The 20,648-nt window shown below is 58.0% G+C and carries 14 protein-coding genes; 9 read left to right on the forward strand and 5 right to left on the reverse strand.

All coding sequences use genetic code 11. The features are described from left to right. Positions 1–31: 31 nt before the first annotated feature. The 3 genes from FAES_RS04240 to FAES_RS04250 are packed head-to-tail and all read left to right on the forward strand — an operon-like array spanning position 32 to position 4,484. Positions 32–1,006, forward strand: coding sequence for an esterase-like activity of phytase family protein (locus FAES_RS04240; RefSeq protein WP_158408747.1), 975 nt, complete (start codon positions 32–34; stop codon positions 1,004–1,006). Continuing rightward, positions 1,007–2,095 (forward strand): hypothetical protein, encoded by a 1,089-nt coding sequence (locus tag FAES_RS04245; RefSeq protein WP_015329962.1) that lies wholly within the window; start codon positions 1,007–1,009, stop codon positions 2,093–2,095. It abuts the gene before it with no gap. Then, a complete protein-coding gene (locus FAES_RS04250) occupies positions 2,049–4,484 on the forward strand; it encodes a hypothetical protein (RefSeq protein WP_015329963.1) in 2,436 nt (811 codons plus the stop codon). The genes FAES_RS04245 and FAES_RS04250 overlap by 47 nt, the downstream gene beginning before the upstream one ends. 137 nt (positions 4,485–4,621) lie before the next feature. Here FAES_RS04250 and rnhB read toward each other — a convergent pair whose 3' ends face one another. Further along, positions 4,622–5,197 carry a ribonuclease HII gene (gene rnhB, locus FAES_RS04255; protein WP_015329964.1) on the reverse strand — a complete coding sequence of 192 codons (576 nt, stop codon included), beginning with the start codon at positions 5,195–5,197 and terminating at the stop codon, positions 4,622–4,624. A gap of 49 nt (positions 5,198–5,246) precedes the next feature. Between rnhB and FAES_RS04260 the strand changes: the two genes are divergently transcribed. Continuing rightward, positions 5,247–5,567 (forward strand): heavy metal-binding domain-containing protein, encoded by a 321-nt coding sequence (locus tag FAES_RS04260; protein WP_015329965.1) that lies wholly within the window; start codon positions 5,247–5,249, stop codon positions 5,565–5,567. Between the two features lie 124 nt (positions 5,568–5,691). Beyond that, complete coding sequence (locus FAES_RS04265; RefSeq protein ID WP_041257547.1) at positions 5,692–6,921, forward strand: hypothetical protein; 1,230 nt, start codon at positions 5,692–5,694, stop codon at positions 6,919–6,921. A gap of 80 nt (positions 6,922–7,001) precedes the next feature. On the opposite strand, the gene FAES_RS04270 is transcribed toward FAES_RS04265, so the two are convergent. The 3 genes from FAES_RS04270 to FAES_RS04280 form a co-directional block, all read right to left on the reverse strand. After that, positions 7,002–7,583, reverse strand: a complete 582-nt coding sequence (locus FAES_RS04270; RefSeq protein WP_015329967.1) for a GDSL-type esterase/lipase family protein — start codon at positions 7,581–7,583, stop codon at positions 7,002–7,004. Positions 7,584–7,693: 110 nt separating this feature from the next. Then, positions 7,694–9,991 (reverse strand): TonB-dependent receptor, encoded by a 2,298-nt coding sequence (locus FAES_RS04275; RefSeq protein ID WP_015329968.1) that lies wholly within the window; start codon positions 9,989–9,991, stop codon positions 7,694–7,696. A gap of 148 nt (positions 9,992–10,139) precedes the next feature. Beyond that, a complete protein-coding gene (locus tag FAES_RS04280; protein ID WP_015329969.1) occupies positions 10,140–11,675 on the reverse strand; it encodes a P-loop NTPase family protein in 1,536 nt (511 codons plus the stop codon). Positions 11,676–11,874: 199 nt separating this feature from the next. Here FAES_RS04280 and FAES_RS04285 point away from each other — a divergent pair, with 199 nt between their 5' ends. Both FAES_RS04285 and bioD read left to right on the forward strand, forming a co-directional pair. Continuing rightward, positions 11,875–14,184 carry an IPT/TIG domain-containing protein gene (locus FAES_RS04285; RefSeq protein ID WP_015329971.1) on the forward strand — a complete coding sequence of 770 codons (2,310 nt, stop codon included), beginning with the start codon at positions 11,875–11,877 and terminating at the stop codon, positions 14,182–14,184. Positions 14,185–14,241: 57 nt separating this feature from the next. Continuing rightward, positions 14,242–14,862, forward strand: a complete 621-nt coding sequence (gene bioD / locus FAES_RS04290) for a dethiobiotin synthase (protein ID WP_015329972.1) — start codon at positions 14,242–14,244, stop codon at positions 14,860–14,862. Positions 14,863–15,124: 262 nt separating this feature from the next. Here the strand turns inward: bioD and FAES_RS04295 are convergent, their stop codons facing one another. After that, the gene (locus FAES_RS04295; RefSeq protein WP_015329973.1) at positions 15,125–15,625 is read right to left on the reverse strand and encodes a rhodanese-like domain-containing protein; all 501 of its coding nucleotides are present in this window, start codon (positions 15,623–15,625) and stop codon (positions 15,125–15,127) included. A gap of 631 nt (positions 15,626–16,256) precedes the next feature. On the opposite strand from FAES_RS04295, the gene FAES_RS04300 reads away from it, so the two are divergent. Together FAES_RS04300 and FAES_RS04305 are read left to right on the forward strand one after the other, a co-directional pair. Further along, positions 16,257–19,346: a serine hydrolase domain-containing protein gene (locus tag FAES_RS04300; RefSeq protein ID WP_015329975.1), complete on the forward strand. Its 3,090-nt coding sequence runs from the start codon at positions 16,257–16,259 to the stop codon at positions 19,344–19,346. Positions 19,347–19,389: 43 nt separating this feature from the next. After that, a complete protein-coding gene (locus tag FAES_RS04305) occupies positions 19,390–20,628 on the forward strand; it encodes an NADH-quinone oxidoreductase subunit D (protein ID WP_015329976.1) in 1,239 nt (412 codons plus the stop codon). The last annotated feature ends 20 nt before the right edge of the window (positions 20,629–20,648 follow it).

Raw genomic sequence — 20,648 nt, forward strand, 5'->3', positions numbered from 1 at the left:
GAAAGGTTGTTGTAGTTTCTTATTGCTCGCTTTGGCCTGCCTATCGGCGCGGGGGCAGGCGTTTACGTTTGTGTCGAGCACCACCTTCTCGCCCGCCTACAACGGGGGGGCGTTTCGGGGGCTGTCGGGTATCGACTACGTACCTGGCCAGGGCTGGTATGTCGTGAGCGACCGGGGCGGTTCTCGAACGCGCGTCAACGAAGGGAATATCTTTCTGACCGACAAGCTGCCGCCTGACACCGACGCACGCCAGCTTACCCCGAAGGCAATGCCGTTTAGTCTGGAAAGCATCCGCTACGACGCCCGCCGCGACCTGGTTTACCTCTCGGCCGAGCGCGACTCGGCGGCCGCAGGCGAGCAGGATTCAACGGTGGTGCTGGCGCTGAAACGAAGTGAGCTGGGCAATCCGGCGCAGGCTGTTCGGCTCCTCAGCTGGGTCAGCGGCTCGACCAACAAGGGTGTCGAGGGGCTGGCCATCACGCCATCTGGGCAGCTTTGGGTGGCGCCCGAAGCCGGTTGGGCGGGCGAAACGGCCATGACCAATCCGACGGTTCATTTTCTGCGTTACAAAGAACCCGCGCCAGGCAACGTACCTGACTCAATCAGCTACCCCATCGACCGGTTTCCCAACGCCTATTACCGAAACGACAAACCCGGTGGCATTGCCGAATTGCTCGCCATCGACGACTCGACGTTGCTGGTGCTGGAACGGGCTTACCACGTATTTCTGGATCAGGATCAGGGAAAACGGGAAGTCGTGCTGGCGCGGCTGTACCGGGCGCAACTCGATGCAAAAACCGGGGCTTTTGCCAAAACTGAAGTGTTCAATTTTAACGATCCCAACCAGTTTTCCGATGGCATCCGCAATCTGGAAGGCATGGCGTGGGGGCCCGCTTCGGCCGAGGGTAAACGCCGCCTCTACATCGTGGCCGACGATAACTTCGAATACCGGCCGGAGCGGATGACAACCCAGAAAAATCAGCTAATCATCCTGGAAACGCGCTAAATGAACGCTTATCTGGTTCGATGGTGGCTGGTCGGGAGTTGTCTGCTTAGTGCAGCCTGCCACACCCAAACGAAGGAACGTAGCGGGTCGGCAGCCACCGTTGACCCGGCCGATATTCAGCCCACCGTTCCTGCCTTTTACCATTGGAAAAGCACCTATGCACCCACGCCCCCGGAGCTGGCGCTGCTACGCGATAGCAACGTACAAACGGTATACATCCGTTTTTTCGATGTCGATTGGGACGACGCCACGCAGCAGCCGGTGCCAACAGGACCGGTAACGTTCCGGGCCAAACCCGTAGCGAAGCGGCTGGTGCCGGTGGTATTCATCACCAACAAAACCCTACTGAATCTGCGCCTCGCCAACGTGCCTGAACTGGCACGGCGCATCGTTCGGAAAGTGGCGCAAACGGCCCAAGCCGCCGCCATCACGTACCCAGAGCTCCAACTCGACTGCGACTGGACCCGCAGCACCCGAACCCGCTACTTCTCGCTGCTCAAAGCCATTGCCGCCGAGGCGCGGGTGCCGCTGTCGGCGACAATCCGGCTGCATCAGGTGAAGTTTGCGGCGCAAACCGGCGTGCCGCCCGTCGGTCGGGGGATGCTCATGGCCTACAACATCGGCGACTGGAAGCGGCCCGAGACGCACAACTCCATCCTCGACCCCGCCGACCTGCGCCGCTACGTCGATTACCTGCCCGGTTACCTGCTTCCGCTCGACATTGCCCTGCCCCTGTTTCGCTGGACGATCATCTTCCGAAACGGGCGCGTGCTGGCCCTGCGTAACAACCTCAACGCCGAGCAGGTACGTTCTCAACCAGTTGTGAGCCCCACTGCATCGGGCGACACCACCCGCTTCACGGTGCGCCGCGACACCACACTGTGGGGCGTCTCACTCCGGCGTGGCGATTTGTTACGGACCGAAGCCTGTTCGTTGCCGCAGTTGTTAACTGCCAAGGAACTGCTGTTAACCCGATTGCCCTCCCAAACGCGTACATTTACCCTTTACCATCTCGATTCGACGGTTCTCCATTCGTACCCACATGCTGCCCTCAAGCAACTCTTCGGTTCGCCTCCGCCAACTCCGTAGGCCGCTGCTCTTACTCGCCATTCTGATCGGATTCGCCTGCGCCGGGGGCGACGAAGGCGAGTTCTGGAGTCTCTTCCAGCCTGAAACCGCCAACACCCAGCCCGACGATCGGCTGTACGCGTTTACGCCGCTGCTCTACAACACTGATTATAGTGGATTCGACGACGGAGCGACCGATGATTCGCTGTCGAATGAGGCCAACGTAAAAGCCTGGACGGCTTATCTGGGAAATGGCTACACGGCCGATCAGGTTGAGGCGGCCCTGGCCGATAGCGCCGCTGGTCCGTTGGTGGCTCGCCTGGCGCAGACCAATGCCCCAGCGGCAACGTACCTGCGCTTTGCTTACGAGGCCCAGGCGGCGTCGGCACACGGCTCTGCGTGGGAACGAGTTCCCGGCGATACGACCCAACTTCGCTCACTGGCTACCAAAGCCCGGCAGCAGGCACAAACTGCAGCTGACCCGTTTTTGAAAGAACGGTATGCATTTCAGGCCGTCAAACTGGCCGACGAAGCGGGCGAATTTGCCCGTAGCCGCGAGGCATATGATCAACTGGTGGGATCGCTGTCCAAACGCACCTTTATCAGCGATTGGGCGCGGGCCCGGCAGGCGGGGGCCTTGTTATCGCTGGGTGAAAAAGATCGGGCCCTGTTCGAGTTTGCGCAGGTATTTGCCAACTGCCCCAGCCGCCGCCACGCCGCCGAGCGAAGCATCCGGATGGGGAATCTGCATTTCACCGAAGGCGCGCTGAAGCTGGCGAAAACTGATGCCGAACGAGTGGCGATCTACGCCATCTGCGCCATTCAGCCTAAACAGGACGGGCTACCCTTGCTGGAAAAAATGGTGGCGCTGGACCCCAAACATCCGCTGAACGAACTGGTGCTGACTCGCGAAATCAACCGCAACGAGTACTACGCCAAACAAACCCGCTGGACCGGCTACGTTGACGCCGAAAACGACCGGACCGATTCACTTAATTTTGAATCGCGGCGCACGTCGGTGGCCGATTATAACCAGAAATTACTGGCGTTTGCGGAAGGGGCCGCCAAAAACACGGCGTTGGGTAACCCCGCCCTTTACCTGACCGCCGCTGCCTACCTGCACTACCTCGCGGGCGACTATACCGCCGCCAAAACCACGCTCGACGAAGCCGCCAAACAACCAACCTCAAACAGTGCCCTGAAACAGCAGATCGCTCTTCAGCAGATGCTGCTGCTCTCGGCCCAGCCCGACGTACCCGAAGCCCCTACCGAAACGCAGTTTGTGAGCTACCTGACCCAGTTTCAGCAGAACGCCGAAACGCGCTACGACAACGGGGCCGCGCCCTACAACTTCCGGTTTGCCAATGCTCTGTCGGCAGCGGGCTTGCAGATGGCCGATCGGTATCTGAGCGGCGCGGCGGCAACGTCGGGCGGCTGGCTGAGTAGCTGTAGCTCGAAAAAGAAAGCTGAAACGGTGAACGGCCCCAACGCGGCCAAAGCCTTCCTGATGCGGGTCATCGCCGCAAAGGCTCGGTCGACAAACTTCTATGGCGACGATCAACTGACGCTCGAAGATTCCACCGACACACCAACGGCCCAGGCCGTGGCCGATTTTGTTACTAAACCCAGCGGTGAGTTCGACGAACGCCTGGCCAAACTGGCCGGTTTCGATGCCGACGTGGCCTATCAGCTGTTGGGGCGGCGCAACATCGCCGTGGGTAACTACGAAGCCGCTGCGCTGGCCTTCGCCAAAGTGAGCCCCAAAGCGTGGGCCAGTGAAGCCTACACCACCAACCTGACCGTCGACCCGTTTACGGTTAATTTTCCCGATGAGGGCAAACCGGCTTCCAAGGTTAGCCCGCTCCAGTTTGTGCAACGCCTCGCCGACCTGCAGACCAAAGCCAAACAGGCCGCCGCCAGCCAGCAACGTGGCGACGTCGTTGCTCAACTCCATTATGAACTGGGTTGTGGCGCGTATAACCTCAGCTATTGGGGCAACGCCTGGATCCTGAACCGCCGCGCCCGCAGCAGTGCCGAGCCGCTACTGTATGGGCAGACCGCCGCCACGTTCGAGCGCATTTTGCAGGACCCGTATTACGTGAACACCATCGCCCTGCATCACTTTGAGCAGGCGGCTCAGTTGGCACAATCGCCCGAACTGGCCGCCAAAGCAACGTACCTGGCCGCCCGTTGCCAGCACGATGCCCTTCGGGTACGTCGCGAGATCGAGAAAGAAAAGACAGGTACGTATGTCGACGATGAAGACCCGGCCTTCAACCAGAAGATCGCCGGTATCGCCCGCGCCGAATACGATTCGTCAGCCAGCGTATTCCGTCAGCGGTTCCGTAGCACTCGATTCGCGCAGGATATGCTCACCAACTGCGCTCTCTACAAAGACGTGGTACAGTGAAGAATGAGGTACAATGAATAGTGGATGATGAATAATGTATAATGAGACGGGCGATGGACCGCTGACGCGTCAGCAATACAACAGCGCTAGCGGTCTGCCGCCCCTTTCATTATACATTGTACATCATCCATTATTCATTAAACCAACCGAAAGCTCATCCGGTGGTATTCGGTGGGACCGTGCAGGCGGAGGGCGTCGCGGTGGTGGGCGGTGGGGTAGCCTACGTTCTGCGCCCATCCGTAGGCTGGGTACGTTCGGCCCAGTGTTTCCATCAGTTCATCGCGGTACGTTTTGGCCAGCACCGACGCCGCAGCAATCGACAGATAGAGTGAGTCGCCTTTGACGATGCAGGTGTGCGGCACCATCGGGTATGGCCGGAACCGGTTGCCGTCGACCAGCAGGTGTTCGGGGCGGACGCTGAGCGCATCGGTAGCCCGGTGCATTGCCAGAAAGCTGGCCTGTAAAATATTGATCCGGTCGATGTCGGCGGGCGACACCTCGGCAATGGCCCAGGCAATGGCGTCGCGGCGAATATCGGCTTGCAGGCGGTTGCGCTGGGGGCGGCTCAACTGTTTGGAGTCGGTCAGGATGGGGTGCTGGTAATCGGGGGGGAGGATTACCGCCGCCGCCACGACGGGCCCGGCCAGGCAACCCCGTCCCACTTCGTCGAGACCGGCTTCTAATAAGCCAGCTGTATGGTATGATCGGAGCATCAGGTAAATTCTGTCCGTTTATCTTTGAGCCTCATTCAACTCAAACGGTATGCTCGTTACGACTACGCCCAGCATCGAAGGCAAACGCATCATTAACTACATTGGTCTGGTCAATGGCGAGGCCATTATTGGTGCCAATATCGTCAAGGATTTCTTCGCGGGCATCAGCGACATCGTCGGCGGGCGGTCGGGCGCTTATGAACAGGGCCTGCGCGAAGCCAAAAGTATTGCCATCCGCGAGATGATGGACCAGGCCACGCGGCTGGGTGCCAATGCCATCGTTGGCGTCGATCTGGACTACGAAACCATCGGCGGAAACGGCTCGATGTTGATGGTATCGGCCAACGGAACAGCGGTTGTTATCGAATAGTGTTAAAAAGGGTGAAAGAGGCTTTTACCAATGAATTTCGTTGGTTAAATTTGGGTTATTCTAATACGGACTTACCCGATAGTCAGAACCGAAAACAAACGTTAGGCCTCTTTTTCGCCGCTTCATGACCGTACTCAATCCGATCCGTTTCAATGGGGAGAAACGGATGGATACTCACCCACTTCAGTCTACCGAATACACCAGCCAACACGCCGCCGAGGCGAATCATCACTTCGACGAAACCGTCAGACGGTTTCTGCGCCAGTGGATCGAACAGGGTACGGTTTTACATACAAGCGCCGACGACGTGCACAGCGAGTATGCCGCGCACGACCTGGATGCCTTTGTGGAGGGCGGTGCATTGCGCGCCTTTTTCAAACACCATGACGATGCGCTTGAGCAACTGCTCAGCCAGCCCGATATTGCCCGGCATCTGCTCCGCACCGGCAACGACGTTCACTTTGAGCCCGACGCCTACGAACCGCTGCTGTCGCGCTTCGAGCGCCGCATCTACAACCTCGCCGCCCACCGCGAACACCGCGAGGTGCCGTTTCGCTACAGTCCCACTAGTCGGCAGGGTATCCACGGCGATTCGATCGGCTGGACCGACACCGTGCAGGAAGGCGAAAACCCGCCCCGCGAAGACATCGGCTATTATTTTGGTACCCGCCGCTCCGACGAAATGGCGTTGAGCATTCTGGCCCGGCAGCTGCACAACGAAGCGCAGGTAGCCTATGAGCTGCCCATGCACGTGATGACCGATGGCTACATGGAGGACGCCCTCCGGGCCATTCGCACGACAACCGAACAGCTTGGCGAAGCGGGCGAAACAGCTTTGCGGGGGTTTGTGATTCAGCGCCGCCATGCCGCGCATGATCGCCATCTGGGCGCGGCGTTTCTGCTGATGAACCCGGCTCAGCCCGACCAGCCCCGGCGCGTGATTTTCTGCGATACGCTCAACCCCAGCGGCACACCGCCCTGGTGGAATACGTTCAAGCGGGTGCTCGACGCGGTTTTTCCGCAACCCGACGGCACCGCGCCCGTATCGGATCGGCTGGAAGATGGAAGCGTTAACCTGCAACGGCTGCACGATGGCGTGCCTGTTCGTCATCAGGACATCGACTGCGCGTTTTACACGGCGTCGATTGCCAAAGCGTTGATTCAACTGGCGGCGCAGCAACCCGATCTGCTGCTGTATGGACCCATCGAGCACGTCGTGAGCCGCATGACTGAGCGCATGCCCGATTATTTCCTCGAAGCCAACGTACCCAAGCTGCCCACCGTGGTACGCGAAACCAACGTGATCCGCCGCTGGAACACCGGCCGCGAAGCCCTGCTGGAGTATACCAAGTAAGTTAAGTTCAACGATAAGCGGTCCAGTGGGCAAAGTGCTGTATACATTCACTTTGCCCACTGGACCGCTTATCGTTGAATCTATTTCACATACCCGATCAATTGCTCGCGCCAGCGGGCGTAGCCGGCGGGGCTAAGGTGCAGACCATCGGCCTCATACAAGGAATGGTCAGGTCGGCCGTCGGGCGTGAGCATGGCTACGGTGGCGTCGATAAACTGAAACTGCGGTCGTCGGCTTATATCGTCAGCGATGAACCGGTTGGCCAGCCGGATCGAATCGACGAGTTGCCAGCGCGCCGGGCTCGGTTTGATCGACAAAAACGAAACCGGCACGTTGGGCAGGTGTTGTTCAATCTGCCGGGCCAGATCGCGGAAAAAGAGACAGACCTCCTCGGGTTGCCGCCCTTCACCCAGATCATTATCGCCCGCGTAGAGGATCAGCGCGCGTGGCTGGGCCGGTACGACCAACCGCTCAAAATGCCAGGCGCAGGCCGCTAAGGTAGAGCCGCCAAAGCCCAAATTTAACGCGTCAATCTGGGGGAAATCGCGTTCCAGATTTGCCCAAAGCCGGATCGACGAGCTGCCGTAGAACACCGTTCTGCCGGGCGGGGTAGCCTTTACTTTCTTTTCTAATGCGTTAATTTCTTCCGAAAACAGGAGCATACTGGTGACTCTAAAATGACCGTAGGCTAACGTACCTGGCCGTTCGTAACGTGGCCTTTATACGTTGGCCCTGTACGTTATACGGTTATGGCGCTACTTTGTTTGGCCGTTTACCAAAACCAGGTAGCGCTTAGGCGGGCGAAAAAGGGCGTTCCGGGCGTGAAATGAATTTCATTGACGGCAGTGGCCTCATTCCGCAGGCGGCTTTCGGTCGCAAACTGCGTTTCCTTCCAGCGTGTATTGAACAGGTTTTGTAATGACAGACCCAACGTAAACTGACGTCGAGCGTAATTGACTTGCATATCCGTTACGAAATAGCCTTTTGCCATTATCGACCGATCCTCATTGGCAGGTCGATCGGCCATGTAGCGGTAACGGAGTGACCCACTGAAACCCGTCTGGCGTTGAAGCGACAACCCACCCGTAGACGTGAAGGTAGGCGCGAGCGGCAGGTAATTCTGACCCGCTTCGGCGTCGAGTGAGCGGGGGGTAGCCGTGTTGAGATCGACGTCGGCATACAGGTTTCTAGCGAGCTGATAGCGGGCTGATAGGTCGAGCCCGTAGCGGCGCGACCGGCCGCTGGGTTCGACCACGCCCTCATCGCCAACCCACACAAATTCCTGTTGCAACCACAGGTACCAGCCCGCCGCGTTGATGAGCAGGTTGGGCAATGGTTTTACAATCAGCCCCAGGTCGGAGCCGTAGGCTGGTGGTAGAATCTGCCGGCCGCGCTGCGCCACTACCACCCGCGTATCGTTGGAGTGAAAGCCTTTGCCCGTGTTCAGGTACAGTTGCAGCGACGGGTTCAGCGTGTAGTACAGGTTTAGCTTGGGCGAAACAATGGCCGCGTCGGCCTGCTGCCAGGTACGTTCCGTTGGGATGAGGTCGAGGTAGCGGTTCTGAAAATAATCAAGCCGGACACCCGCGTTGAGCGTGAAGCGGTCGGAAAGCTCAAGCGTGGCGTCAGCGTAGGCCGCGGCGTTGCGCTCATTGACACTGCCAAACTGAAGCCGTTCAAGGGTTTCGGTGCGGTTAACCGTATGCGACAGTTCGCTGGCGCTGCCTTCCTCATCGCCCGTAATGTCCTGTCGGTACTGAAGCCCAGCGGCGGCCGTCAGGGGGCGATTGCCCAGGCGGTAGGTATGCGAGACGATGCCGTTATACCCAAACAGATGCCGTTTTTCGCGCTGCCGGATCTGATCACCGTTGATCGAGTCGTTTAAGAAAAACGTGAAGTTGGAGTAGAGTTCAAACGTGTACCGGCTGTAGAAAAACTGGTTTTTGATCGTGGTTTGGCCGGGCGTAACCGTCACGAGTTCGAGGTTGGCGTTGGTGCGGCTGGTTTCGCCGCCTTCGGTCGGGTCGATGGAGCCGAAGAACCCAATCTGCCTGCTGTCGACGGCCCGGTCGGGGATTTGGCCGGAATGATTCCAGCGGCTCCAGAACGTCGAGCCGGTCAGCGTAAGGTCGGTTGTTGGGGACAGATGCCGGTGGTATTTGCCCAACAGGTTGATGCGGTTGAATCGCTGTGGATTCTCGAAATACGAGTCGGAATACGAATACTCGCCCGCTACGTAGGCCGACTGATCGCGGCGCAGTTGATCGGGCGACAGCGGTTTGGGCTGAATAAGGTTGACGCTAAAAACGGTGCGGTAGGTGTTGTATTGACCTATTTCGACCTTGGCGAAACTCCGATCCAACACGGTTTTCGTCCGGAAATCGGCCCAGCCCGCCGTAGTCAGATTACCCTTGTCGGTTTCATAAGGCCCTTTTTTGAACGAAACCCCGGCGACCAGTTCAGGAATAACGAAGTGCAGATCGGCGTAGCCCTGCCCGTGTGCGTGCGACACCATGTTGACGGGCATCCCGTCGACCGTCAGTCGGATGTCGGTGCCGTGATCGAGGTCGAAACCGCGCAGAAAAATTTGCTCGGCCTTGCCGCCGCCCGCGTGTTGCCCGATGAACAGCCCCGGTACCAGCCGCAGAATCTCCTGCGAATTCACAATCGGGCGGGTCGTAATGTCGATAGCGCTGATGAGTTGCTGTCCCTGCGTTTTGCCCGCCGACACCACCACTTCCCGCAGTTCCAGCGTTGACCGGCCTAACGGAATGCTGACGGTCGTGGTTTCGTCGTCGAGGATAGTCAAGTCGATGGTGACCGATGTGTAGCCCAGGTACGTTACCTCGAGTTTGTAGGGCGAAGGCGGTAGGCGGTCGAACACGAATTGGCCCAGCTCATTCGTCGTGGTGCTGCGGCCTAAGCCCGTCAGCTGCACGGTAGCTCCCCGAAGTGGTAACTGCGTCGCCTGATCAATAACCGTCCCGGCTAATCGGCCTAGGTGCGCCCAGGCCGACAGGCTGACCAAAAGCAATGACAACGTCAGGAACAGCGTAGACAATCGGTTCATTAAGTGTATTCTTTGGGCGAAAATAGGTTGGTCAGCGCATTGCTACTGTATCACTAAAAGGAAACAGAGGGGCCGATTGGGCCTTGGCTACCAACAAAAAGGCCCTGACTATACGCCAGGGCCTCCTCTATTCGTTGCAGTCGACGGCTTAATACCGATCGTCGTCGTCCTCTTCCTCATCTTCCTCGCCAAAGTGCTTGGTAGGATCGAACATCGAGCCGACGAGGTCTTTAAACTGTAGACCGGTGTCGAGGGCTTTCTTACCAACGAGCGAGTATTCGGCCACGCCGTGCAGGGCAAACTCCATCATAAAGAGGCGTTCTTCCTTGCTCAGGCGAGGGTGAAACTGATCGACCAGGTCATCGAGACCGTCGATGGTACGGAGGCGGCTTTCGTAATCACGGTTGGGCAGGTCGTTGAGCAAGTCCATGACATTGCCATCACCAAACCAGTCGGTGATTTTCTTGTACGGATTGCCACGCTTGTCTTTTTTGGCTTTCTCAGGATTCGGGAAGTAGTTGAGAAACTGGGTACGTAGCGCTTTGCCAATGAGGTTCTGCGCCACAATCACCGGTCCTTCTACCTCGCCTTCGTACACGAGTTCTACTTTACCACAAATCGCCGGCACCACGCCGTAGAGGTCGGCAATGCGTACGTACGTCTCTTTCTCGCTGTTCAGCAGCGTACGAAGTTCAGCGGCCGACAGGAGGTTTTCGTAGGCCGAAATGGTCATCCGGGCCGATACGCCGGATTTGGCATCGACGTATTCGCTCTGCCGGGCTTCAATGGCGATCTGCTCGATCAGGTCGGCCACGAGGTCGTTGGTTTTCACCAGCCCTTTCTGCTCCGTTTTCACGATGGCTTCCTGCTGCGTGATCTTCCGGCCTGTTTCGATGCTCTTCGGATAGTGCGTCACGATCTGGCTGTCGATCCGGTCTTTCAGCGGCGTCACGATACTACCCCGGTTGGTATAATCTTCCGGGTTAGCCGTAAACACGAACTGAATGTCGAGCGGCAGGCGCAGCTTGAAGCCCCGAATCTGAATGTCGCCTTCCTGCAAAATGTTGAAGAGCGATACCTGAATCCTGGCCTGCAAATCGGGTAATTCGTTGATGACGAAAATGCAGCGGTGCGAGCGCGGAATCAGCCCGAAGTGGATAGTCCGTTCGTCGGAATAAGGCAGTTTCAGCGTGGCCGCTTTGATGGGATCCACGTCGCCGATGAGGTCAGCTACCGATACGTCGGGCGTGGCGAGCTTCTCGGTGTAGCGGTCGTCGCGGTGCAGCCAGCTGATAGGCGTCGCGTCGCCCAGTTCGCCGATGCGGTCATGCGCATAGCGTGACAGGGGGTGTAGCGGATCGTCGTTCAGTTCGGAGCCCTCAACCACCGGAATGTATTCGTCCAGCAGATTGACCATCAGGCGGGCAATCCGGGTTTTGGCCTGCCCGCGCAACCCCAGCAGGTTGATGTGGTGCATCGACAGAATGGCCCGCTCGATATCGGGAATGACCGTGTCTTCGTAGCCCCAGATGCCCGTGAACACGTTTTCTTTCGCCTTCAGCTTCTGAATCAGGTTGTCGCGCAACTCCTGTTTAATGGTGCGGGTCTTATAACCGGCGGCTTTCAGCTCGCCCAATGTCTTTATGGTAAGCAGTTCCTTCGCTTTCAGGTTGCGGTAGCTCATGTAACGTTTGCTAGTTGTCGTCTACGATGTGTCGTTCGTTCGTCAGCAGATCCTGCTCAGGCAAGGGTACCATCGAACGATAAACGACAAACGTCAGACAAAAAGGAAACAGCCTTTTTCCGCAAATGGTTTGTGGGGCCAATGGTTTGGCCTGCCGCACAAAGCTGTTAATTTTGTATACATAGTTTTACGCAGTTGAATGGAAAAACGGGTACGTTTCGCAGTACAGGGGCTTTGCCTGCTGGTCATGCTGATGGCCGCGCTGGCGGGTTGTAAGGTCAATGAGTTTCCGCCCGAACTGTGGAGCGTTAACCCGAGCCAATACGAAATCGGCCGGACGGTGGAGCTGAAAGGCGCGCAGTTTGGCGCTGAGCCGATCGTCACCTTTGGGCAGGGTGCTACGGCCGTTCAGGCGAGTATCCAGAGCCGGTCTGATCAGGTGCTCACGGTCACGGTTCCCCGCATCGCTACCGGCCCAACGCAGGTGCAAGTGGCCAACAGCCAGGGTATGACCCCGCCACTGTCATTCACGGTAGTACAGCCCCGGCCCGTGCTGACGGCCCTTTCGCCCGCTAATACTCCGCCGGGTGGCGTGATGAAAGTAACGGGTGATAACATCGACCGGGTTACGAGCATCCGGTTTGATACCACGCGGGCGGCTTCCTTTACGGTTGTTTCACCCAACGAGGTGCTGGTAACGATTTCGCCGACCCTCCCTAAGGGACAATACATTTTTCATTTTGCGACGGAAGGTGGCGAATTCGGCACGCCCTATCTGGTGGCGGGTACCCCCGTTATCACGGGTTTTACGCCTAAACGGGGGCGCACCGGACAGGAGATCGTGATCACCGGCCGCTACTTGGCTGATGGGCAGGTGTTTGTGAACCGCGGCCTCGCCGACCCGTCTACTGTGCGCGGTACTGATACCGAAATCCGGGCCATCATTCCGCCCGACGCTACGACGGGTCGGGTGAGTGTGCGCACGTTCAATCAATTGACCGGCATTAGCGCCGACAGCATTTATCTGGCCAGTACGCCCGTAATACAGGCCGGGCCGACACCCGCCGAGGGGATTGTGGGCGATAAAGTCATCATCACGGGCCTGAACTACCGCGACGTGAGCGAGGTGAAATTCGGCGCCGTTACGGCGCCTTTCCGCATCTTGAACGACACGCAGCTGGAGGTAACGGTGCCGCCCCGTACCGAGTCGGGCAACGTACCTGTGACCATCAGTGGCATAGGCGGCAGCACGACGGGTAATCAGCCGTTCTTCTACATTCAGGCCCCGACCAACATTGCCTTCACCCCCCTTCGCCGCGCCAAAAACAAGCAGGTCACCATCACGGGACAGAATCTCTTTCGCATCCAGTCGATTACGCTCAATGGGAAGCCGGTGAGCATCCACAGCGCCGTAGAAGGGGTCGAGGTAACCTTCTTTGTGTCGCCTACTGATGTGTCGGGACCCATTACCGTCACCAACCGGGCGGGCACAGCCATCTCGACGCGCTCATTGACAATCATTCAGTCGCCCACCGTGACCGACTATCCTCGACGCGTTGCTGCTGGTGCGCGCATGGTGTTGAAAGGTACCTGGCTGCGCGATGCCGTGGTGCAGTTTAGCGGAGCCGCGAGCCCGGCGCTTATCGATGGCAAAAACGAAGACAACGAACTCTGGATACGGGTACCCGACGACGCGCAGACCGGTTCGTTCCAACTCGTTACCGACTCGCCCGACGTGTTCTCGTCGGAGCAGGTGACGATCATCAGGCCCGTACCCAACATCGCTTTCACGCCCACGTCGGGCAAAGCGGGTGACGAAATCACGGTGACCGGTACGTTCTTCGAAGACGTGACCGACGTGCGGTTCAACGGTGGGGCTTCGCTGCCCGCTACCTTCCGGCGTGAGTTTAATAACCTCAAAGTCATCGTACCAGCCAACGCCGTCACCGGTACCATCTGCCTCACCAATCCGGCGGGTATTGCCTGCTCGGCAGGTACGTTCACCGTGCTGCGGTTGCCGTCGGGCCTGAGTTTCTCGCCCAAAAAGGGGCTGGCTGGTAGCGAAGTGACGATTTCTGGGCAAAACCTGGCCGACGTGACTGAGATACGGTTTAGCGAAGGCAAGTCGCAGCCGGCGGCGTTTCGTCGGGTCGGGGCTACTCTTATTGCAACGGTACCCGCCGATGCCGCCGATGGGTCGATTTGCCTCACCAACGGCGCAGGTACTGTCTGTACAAGTGAGTTTTACGATGTGCTGCTGCCAATCAGTAACGTAGCCGTCGTAACTACGACGGCGAAAGTCGGGGCGGAGGTGATCATTACGGGAACCAACGTGCTAACGGTGTCGGAAGTACGCTTCAATAACGGCCGCTCATCAGCGGCAAAATTCCGGGGTGTCGGCGCTACGTTGGTCGTTACGGTACCCGCCGACGCCGCATCGGGCCCCATTTGCCTGACCAACGAAGCCGGTACCGTTTGTACGAAAGAGACGGTCACTATCGAAAAATAAAGCCGGTAGCTGCCAGCTACCGGCTCAACCATTCATCAATAACTCGTTACACTACGTTTGGAAACCAATCGATTTGTCGTTGCCGGCATCGGCACCGAGGTAGGCAAAACCGTGGCATCGGCGGTCCTCGTCGAAGCACTGCAAGCCGATTACTGGAAACCCGTTCAGTCGGGGTATCCGCCTGACTCGGACACCGAAACGGTTCGTTCGCTGGTAAGCAATACCCAGTCACAATTTCACCCGGAAGTATACCGGCTTCGGGAGCCGCTGTCGCCCCATGCAGCGGCCGCGGCTGAAGGCGTCCTTATCGACCCGGCTCGCCTGCAAGTACCCGAGACCGCCAACCGGCTGTTGATCGAACTGGCGGGGGGGTTGATGGTGCCGCTCACCCCAACGTACCTAAACATCGATTGGCTAGAACAGCTTGGGTACCCGGTGGTGCTGGTGACGCGCAACTACCTGGGCAGCATCAACCACACGCTGTTGTCGGTAGAGGCGTTGCGGGCGCGGCGTATCCCGATAGCCGGCCTGGTTATTAATGGCCCAAGTGTGCCCGCTACGGAGTCGGTACTACTAAGCTACACGGGCTTGCCCTGCCTGCTGCGGCTAGCCGACGAACTTCACCTGACCAAAGAGACCGTAAAAGCGTGCGCAGAACAGGTCAGAATGATTGGCTAAGCTCAATTGAAAAATAAAAGGTACTTTGTATTGCATAGTACAAGACAAAACCTATACCTTTGGGGTATCAGATAACGACATGCCCTATGAAAGCGGTTTTGACTTGTTTGCTGCTGTTGATGACCTGCCAGATGAGCTTTAGCATTGGCCGGCCACATAACCTGTTCGTTGCTCGCAAAGCCCTGCTCGAACGGCGGGCGGCTGTTTCTACGCCAGCGCCGACGGGTATCCGTCCGCTGATGCGCTCGGCGCGGATACGGGTTTACTCGTATACTTTTTCTCCCTGCTTAAGCCAGATGCTCCACGCCCGCGAATAGGCGTGGACGCGTTTTGTGGGTTTCCCCGCCGCATCGACCACGGGGTTTCCTTGGTTAACCCATTCAAACAGGCTGCCGTAGAGGTTGTGCACATTAGTATACCCTGCCGCCTGTAGTTTTTCGCCCACCTTTTCACTACGGTACCCCACCGAGCAATACAGCACAATCGGCGTTGATTTGGGGAGATCGGCCACCCGGCTGATATCAAAATCGTCGTAGCCCACCCAGCGGGCGTTGGGTAGGTGGCTCACCAGGTATTCCTTTTTTTCGCGGGCATCGAGCCGAACCGCAGCGGGCATCTGCTTCAGTTCGTTACAGGTTACCACCGGCACCGACTCCTTAATGAGCGCGTCAACCATGACGCCAAACGCCTTGTTGGTCGTCCGTTGGGCCACAAGCGGGGATGTCAGGCTTAAGAGCATCAGGGAAATAAGCGAACGGATCATTGGCTAAAAGGCATTGGCAAACCGGGTCGGCTACTCAATTAATCTCTCTTCTAAAAAATAGAACGAGGTGGCTATCAGGGCGTGCTCATCATCGAACTCAACGGGCGCCGCTGCCGGCTTGTGAGCTGATAACCAAGTTCAAGGGGCGATATGTTCGAGACAACGTACCCAACCGACAAATTGATGCAGTTGATACCAAACGAATGACGCTTGGTGGGCAGGTTGGCGAAGCATCCAGCAACGATGCATCACAGAGCTGCGTGTAGGTTTATAAGGTGGGTCGCCTGTGCTCTGAACAGGCCTATGTTGGGTCGGTTAGTATCTAGGAGAAGGCTATGCGCAGCCGGAGGGACGTAGGTGGGTACGTTCATGCGTTGACAGTAGTGAGCGTACAAAGCCAGAACAAGCTGGTAACAAAGCGTCGCATGAGGGTGGGAAAGCCGGTACGACGGAGGGGACAGCGAGGCTACGACGGAGGCGCAGGCCGCCCAAATAAACGGTGGAAATCGAAGCTATTTTCCAGTTAGGCTATGGTTTAAACGGCGCATTGGCTAATTTTAGGGTCTCCTAGCCACTTTTGAGCCGAATACCTACCGTGAGATTGTAGAAATTTTTGACCTAAAGCGTACTTATGCGGAAGCGTATCGTTCTGCTGACTGTTGTTACCAGCCTGTTGGTTGTGGCCTATCTAGCGAATGGCGGCACAAACTGGTCCGGTTTTTCGAAGACTTTTCGGCTCCGTCTACCTACCGCCAACCGGAGCCTTGCCATCGGCCCCACAGAAGGCCGTCCGGTGAGCAAGGTCCGCTCGATTCCCCTGGCTACGTTTGATGCGGGCGTCGACGTGCTGGCTATGTCCAACGACGGCGAGCACTGGGTCGACAGCGTATTCAACACCATGACGGTTGACCAGAAAATTGGTCAGTTTTTTATGGTGGCGGCCTACTCGAATCATAGCGACAACCACCGCATCTACATCGAGCACTTGGTGCGCAACTACCACATCGGCGGGGTTATTTTCTTCCAGGGTGGACCGTACCGGCAGGCTGTGCTGACCAACCGGTTTCAGGCGGCATCGAAAATTCCGTTGTTTATCGGTATTGACGGGGAGTGGGGCCTGGGTATGCGCCTCGACAGCACGATGGAGTTTCCGAAGCAGATGACGCTCGGGGCCATCCGCGACAATGAACTGATTCAGCGCATGGGGGCCGAAATCGGTCGGCAGTGCCACCGCTTGGGCATTCACATCAACTTCGCGCCCGTTTCCGATATCAACAGCAACCCGCAAAACCCCGTTATCGGGATCCGGTCGTTTGGCGAGGGGAAAGAAAACGTGGCGTCCAAGGCGTCGGCCTACATGAAAGGCCTGCAAGCAGAGCACATAATAGCCACCGCCAAGCATTTTCCCGGCCACGGCGATACCAACGTCGATTCGCACACGTCGCTGCCTGTCATCAGCCGGTCGTCGGAGAAACTGCACGATATTGACCTATACCCGTTCCGCAAGCTGATTGCCGACAGCCTGATGGGCGTGGTGACGGGCCACCTGCACGTGCCGGTTTTCGACAATCAGATGCCGGCCATTGCTGCCACCTTGTCGGAAAAGGTCGTGACCGATCTGCTGAAGAAAGAACTGGGTTTCCGGGGGTTGGTCTTCACCGACGCCATGAACATGGGCGGTGTAACCCGCATCAACCGCGCCGAGATCGTGAACCTGAAGGCGTTGATCGCTGGCAACGACATTCTGCTGTATCCCGAAAATATCCGCGAAGCTACCCGGGTTATCCGCGAAGCCATTCAGTCAGGTACGTTGCCGCAGGCGTTTGTCGACGAAAAAGTGCGCAAGATCCTGCGCGCCAAATACTGGTCGGGCCTGGGGCAATACAAACCCATTCCGCTGGCCGGGCTTATTCAGGACCTGAACTCGCCCGAGGCCAAAGCCCTCAAACAGGAGCTTTGCGAAAACTCGGTCACGCTTGTTAGCGATCAGAAACAGTTGCTGCCGCTGGTCACGACCGATTCCAGCGAAGTCGTCTCCATTGCAATGGGGGCTACGGCGGGCAATGCGTTCCAGAAAACACTGACCCAACTGGCCCCCGTTCAGCCGATTGCCGTGCCTGACCCGCCGCAGAGCGACGCCGCCGTTACGGAACTGATTGGGCGCACCGGCGCGGCCAACACCGTGATTGTGAGCCTGCACGGCATGAGCACGTCGGCCTTCCGGCGGTATGGGATCAACCTGAATACGATCTCGCTGTTGCAACGGCTACGGGCGCAGGGCAAAAAGGTGGTAGTGGTGGCCTTCGGGTCGGCCTACAGCCTCAATTTGCTCACCGATGCTGATGCGCTCCTGTGCTCATATCAGGAGTTTGAAGAGATGCAACGGGCAACGGCCAAGGTGATTTTTGGTGCTTTGCCCGCAAAAGGCTCACTGCCGATTTCGAGCGGCGACTTTAAAGAGGGGCTCGGCGTGGTGCCAGACCCAACCGGGCGGCTCGTGCCGGCTACACCCGAAAGCGTAGGGATGAAAGCCAGCGAACTGGCCAAAATCGACAAGATGACCGAGCTGGCCGTTCACGATCGGGTTATTCCCGGCTGCCAGATTCTGATCGCCCGTAAAGGCAAAATCGTCTACGACAAAAATTTTGGCGGGCTGACCTACGCGAGTAACGCCGAAAAAGTGAGCGACAACACGCTCTACGATCTGGCTTCGCTGACGAAGGTGCTGGCAACCTTGCAGGCAGTCATGGTGCTGTATGACCGGGGGAGCATCAACCTGTCGGAAAAAGCATCGACGTACCTGCCCGAGTTGAAAGGCAGCAACAAGCAGAACATGACCTTGCAGGACCTGCTCTGGCATCAGGCGGGTCTAATCTCGTTTTACCCCACGCTCTGGGACCGCACCCGCACCTCGTCGGGTGCGTTGAATCCGGTCTATTACAGCAACAAGGCCGACAGCGCCCACACCTTGCAGATCGCCCCCACGCTCTGGGCTGTGCCTGCGGTGAAAGACTCAGTCTGGAAATGGGTGATTCAATCGCCGCTATCGCGGAAAGTCGATGCCGATGGCAAGCCGTCGTTCGTCTACAGCGACCTGAGTTTCCTGATGTTGCAGAAGATTGTGGAGCGCGTCAGTAAGCAGCCGCTTGACCGGTTTGTCGAGCGGGAAATTTACGGACCGCTGGGCCTGAAATGGCTCACGTTTACGCCCTTGCAAAAGCTGACTAATCCACACTGTGCGCCTACGGAGCAGGATACGTATTTCCGAAATCAACTCTTGGTCGGAACGGTACACGATCAGATGGCGGCCGTGCAGGGGGGCGTCTCGGGGCATGCGGGCCTGTTTGGCAATGCCCACGATATTGCCAAGCTGCTGCAAATGAATCTGCAACGCGGGTTGTATGGCGGCACGCGCATTCTGCAACCCCTGACGGTGCCCTACTTTACGCAGACGATCAGCAACCGGAGCCACCGGGCGCTGGGTTGGGATAAGCCTAATGCCGAAAGCAACACCAGTAGCTACCTGGCTCCGCAGGCCTCGGCCCAGTCGTTTGGGCATACCGGCTTCACGGGCAATGTGGTTTGGGTCGACCCCGCCGAAGAGCTCGTCTTTGTGTTTCTGTCGAACCGGCTGTTCCCCACGGGCGGCAACAACGCCATCAACACCACCCGGCTCCGCCGCCGGATTCACGAAGCGATTTACAGCTCGTTGAAGCCGTAATTGCGGGTGTTGCCGCGTTGGGAACCCTTATCTTTGCAGGGTCATGACAACACCAATCAGTGAGCCTACCAATCGTATTCAGTACGAATACAGCCCCGGCCATTTTCGCGCCTCGGAGCCGAACCTGTACGAACCCGAACGGCTGGCCGATGGGGAGCTGATCCTGAACATGGGGCCGCAGCACCCCAGCACGCACGGTGTGCTACGGCTGGAAATCATTACTGACGGTGAGATCATCGTCGACGTGGTGCCGCACCTCGGGTATTTGCACCGTTGCTTCGAAGCCCACACGCAACAGGTGCCATTCAACCAAGGCATCCCCTTCGTCGACCGGCTCGATTACCTGGCCGCCATAAACGGCGAGCACATCTGGGCAATGGCCGTGGAGCGTATGCTGGGTATCGAGAACGACATTCCCAAGCGCATCGAATACATCCGGGTACTGGTAGCCGAACTGAACCGGATTGCCTCGCACTTCGTCGCCATCGGTACATACGGGATCGACATTGGCGCGTTTACGCCCTTTCTGTGGGTTATGCGCGACCGCGAGCATATTCAGCGGATGCTCGAATGGGTGAGTGGCGCCCGCATGCTTTACAATTACATCTGGATCGGTGGGCTGTTTTTCGACCTGCCCGTTGGTTTTGAAGAACGCTGCCGCGAGTTTGTCACGTACCTGAAGCCCAAACTGGTGGAATTGCAGGAGGTGCTGATCGACAACAAGATTTTCATTCAGCGCACGGCCAACGTGGGTGTGCTGCCCCTGCCGGTGGCGATCGATTATGGCTGCACGGGACCGGTGTTGCGTGGGTCGGGGCTGCGCTACGACCTGCGCCGGGTTGACGCCTATTCGGTGTACCCCGAACTCGATTTCGACGTACCTGTGGGCACAGGCAAGGTCGGTACTGTCGGCGATTGCTGGGATCGTAACTACGTACGTGTGCAGGAATGCTGGGAGTCGCTGAAAATCATCGAGCAGTGCCTCGACCGCCTCACTACCGATTACCGACGTACGCCCGATTTCGACCCGCACGCGGTAGTGCCCAAGAAGATCCGGCCCAAGGCGGGTGATTTTTATTTTCGGGGCGAAAGTGCCAAAGGCGAATTGGGCTTCTTCTTCCGCACCGACGGGCGCTCCGACATACCGGTGCGGTCGCACTGCCGGTCGTGTTCGTACCACAACCTCTCGGTGCTGCCCGAGATCAGCCGGGGCAGCATGCTGGCCGACCTGGTGGCCGTTATCGGCTCCCTCGATCTGGTCATGGGCGAAGTCGATCGATAGACTCGTGCAGCGCCCATCGA

Origin of the sequence: Fibrella aestuarina BUZ 2 (genome assembly GCF_000331105.1) — a bacterium.
GTDB lineage: Bacteria > Bacteroidota > Bacteroidia > Cytophagales > Spirosomataceae > Fibrella > Fibrella aestuarina.

Bases quoted from the DNA above. Each gene is read 5' to 3' on its own strand.
- FAES_RS04265 (WP_041257547.1), top strand. From the start codon at position 5,692: ATGACCGTACTCAATCCGATCCGTTTCAATGGGGAGAAACGGATGGAT.
- FAES_RS04300 (WP_015329975.1), top strand. From the start codon at position 16,257: ATGCGGAAGCGTATCGTTCTGCTGACTGTTGTTACCAGCCTGTTGGTT.
- FAES_RS04280 (WP_015329969.1), bottom strand. From the start codon at position 11,675: ATGAGCTACCGCAACCTGAAAGCGAAGGAACTGCTTACCATAAAGACA.
- FAES_RS04270 (WP_015329967.1), bottom strand. From the start codon at position 7,583: ATGCTCCTGTTTTCGGAAGAAATTAACGCATTAGAAAAGAAAGTAAAG.
- FAES_RS04250 (WP_015329963.1), top strand. From the start codon at position 2,049: ATGCTGCCCTCAAGCAACTCTTCGGTTCGCCTCCGCCAACTCCGTAGG.
- FAES_RS04245 (WP_015329962.1), top strand. From the start codon at position 1,007: ATGAACGCTTATCTGGTTCGATGGTGGCTGGTCGGGAGTTGTCTGCTT.
- FAES_RS04285 (WP_015329971.1), top strand. From the start codon at position 11,875: ATGGAAAAACGGGTACGTTTCGCAGTACAGGGGCTTTGCCTGCTGGTC.
- FAES_RS04275 (WP_015329968.1), bottom strand. From the start codon at position 9,991: ATGAACCGATTGTCTACGCTGTTCCTGACGTTGTCATTGCTTTTGGTC.
- rnhB (WP_015329964.1), bottom strand. From the start codon at position 5,197: ATGCTCCGATCATACCATACAGCTGGCTTATTAGAAGCCGGTCTCGAC.
- FAES_RS04295 (WP_015329973.1), bottom strand. From the start codon at position 15,625: ATGATCCGTTCGCTTATTTCCCTGATGCTCTTAAGCCTGACATCCCCG.
- FAES_RS04305 (WP_015329976.1), top strand. From the start codon at position 19,390: ATGACAACACCAATCAGTGAGCCTACCAATCGTATTCAGTACGAATAC.
- FAES_RS04260 (WP_015329965.1), top strand. From the start codon at position 5,247: ATGCTCGTTACGACTACGCCCAGCATCGAAGGCAAACGCATCATTAAC.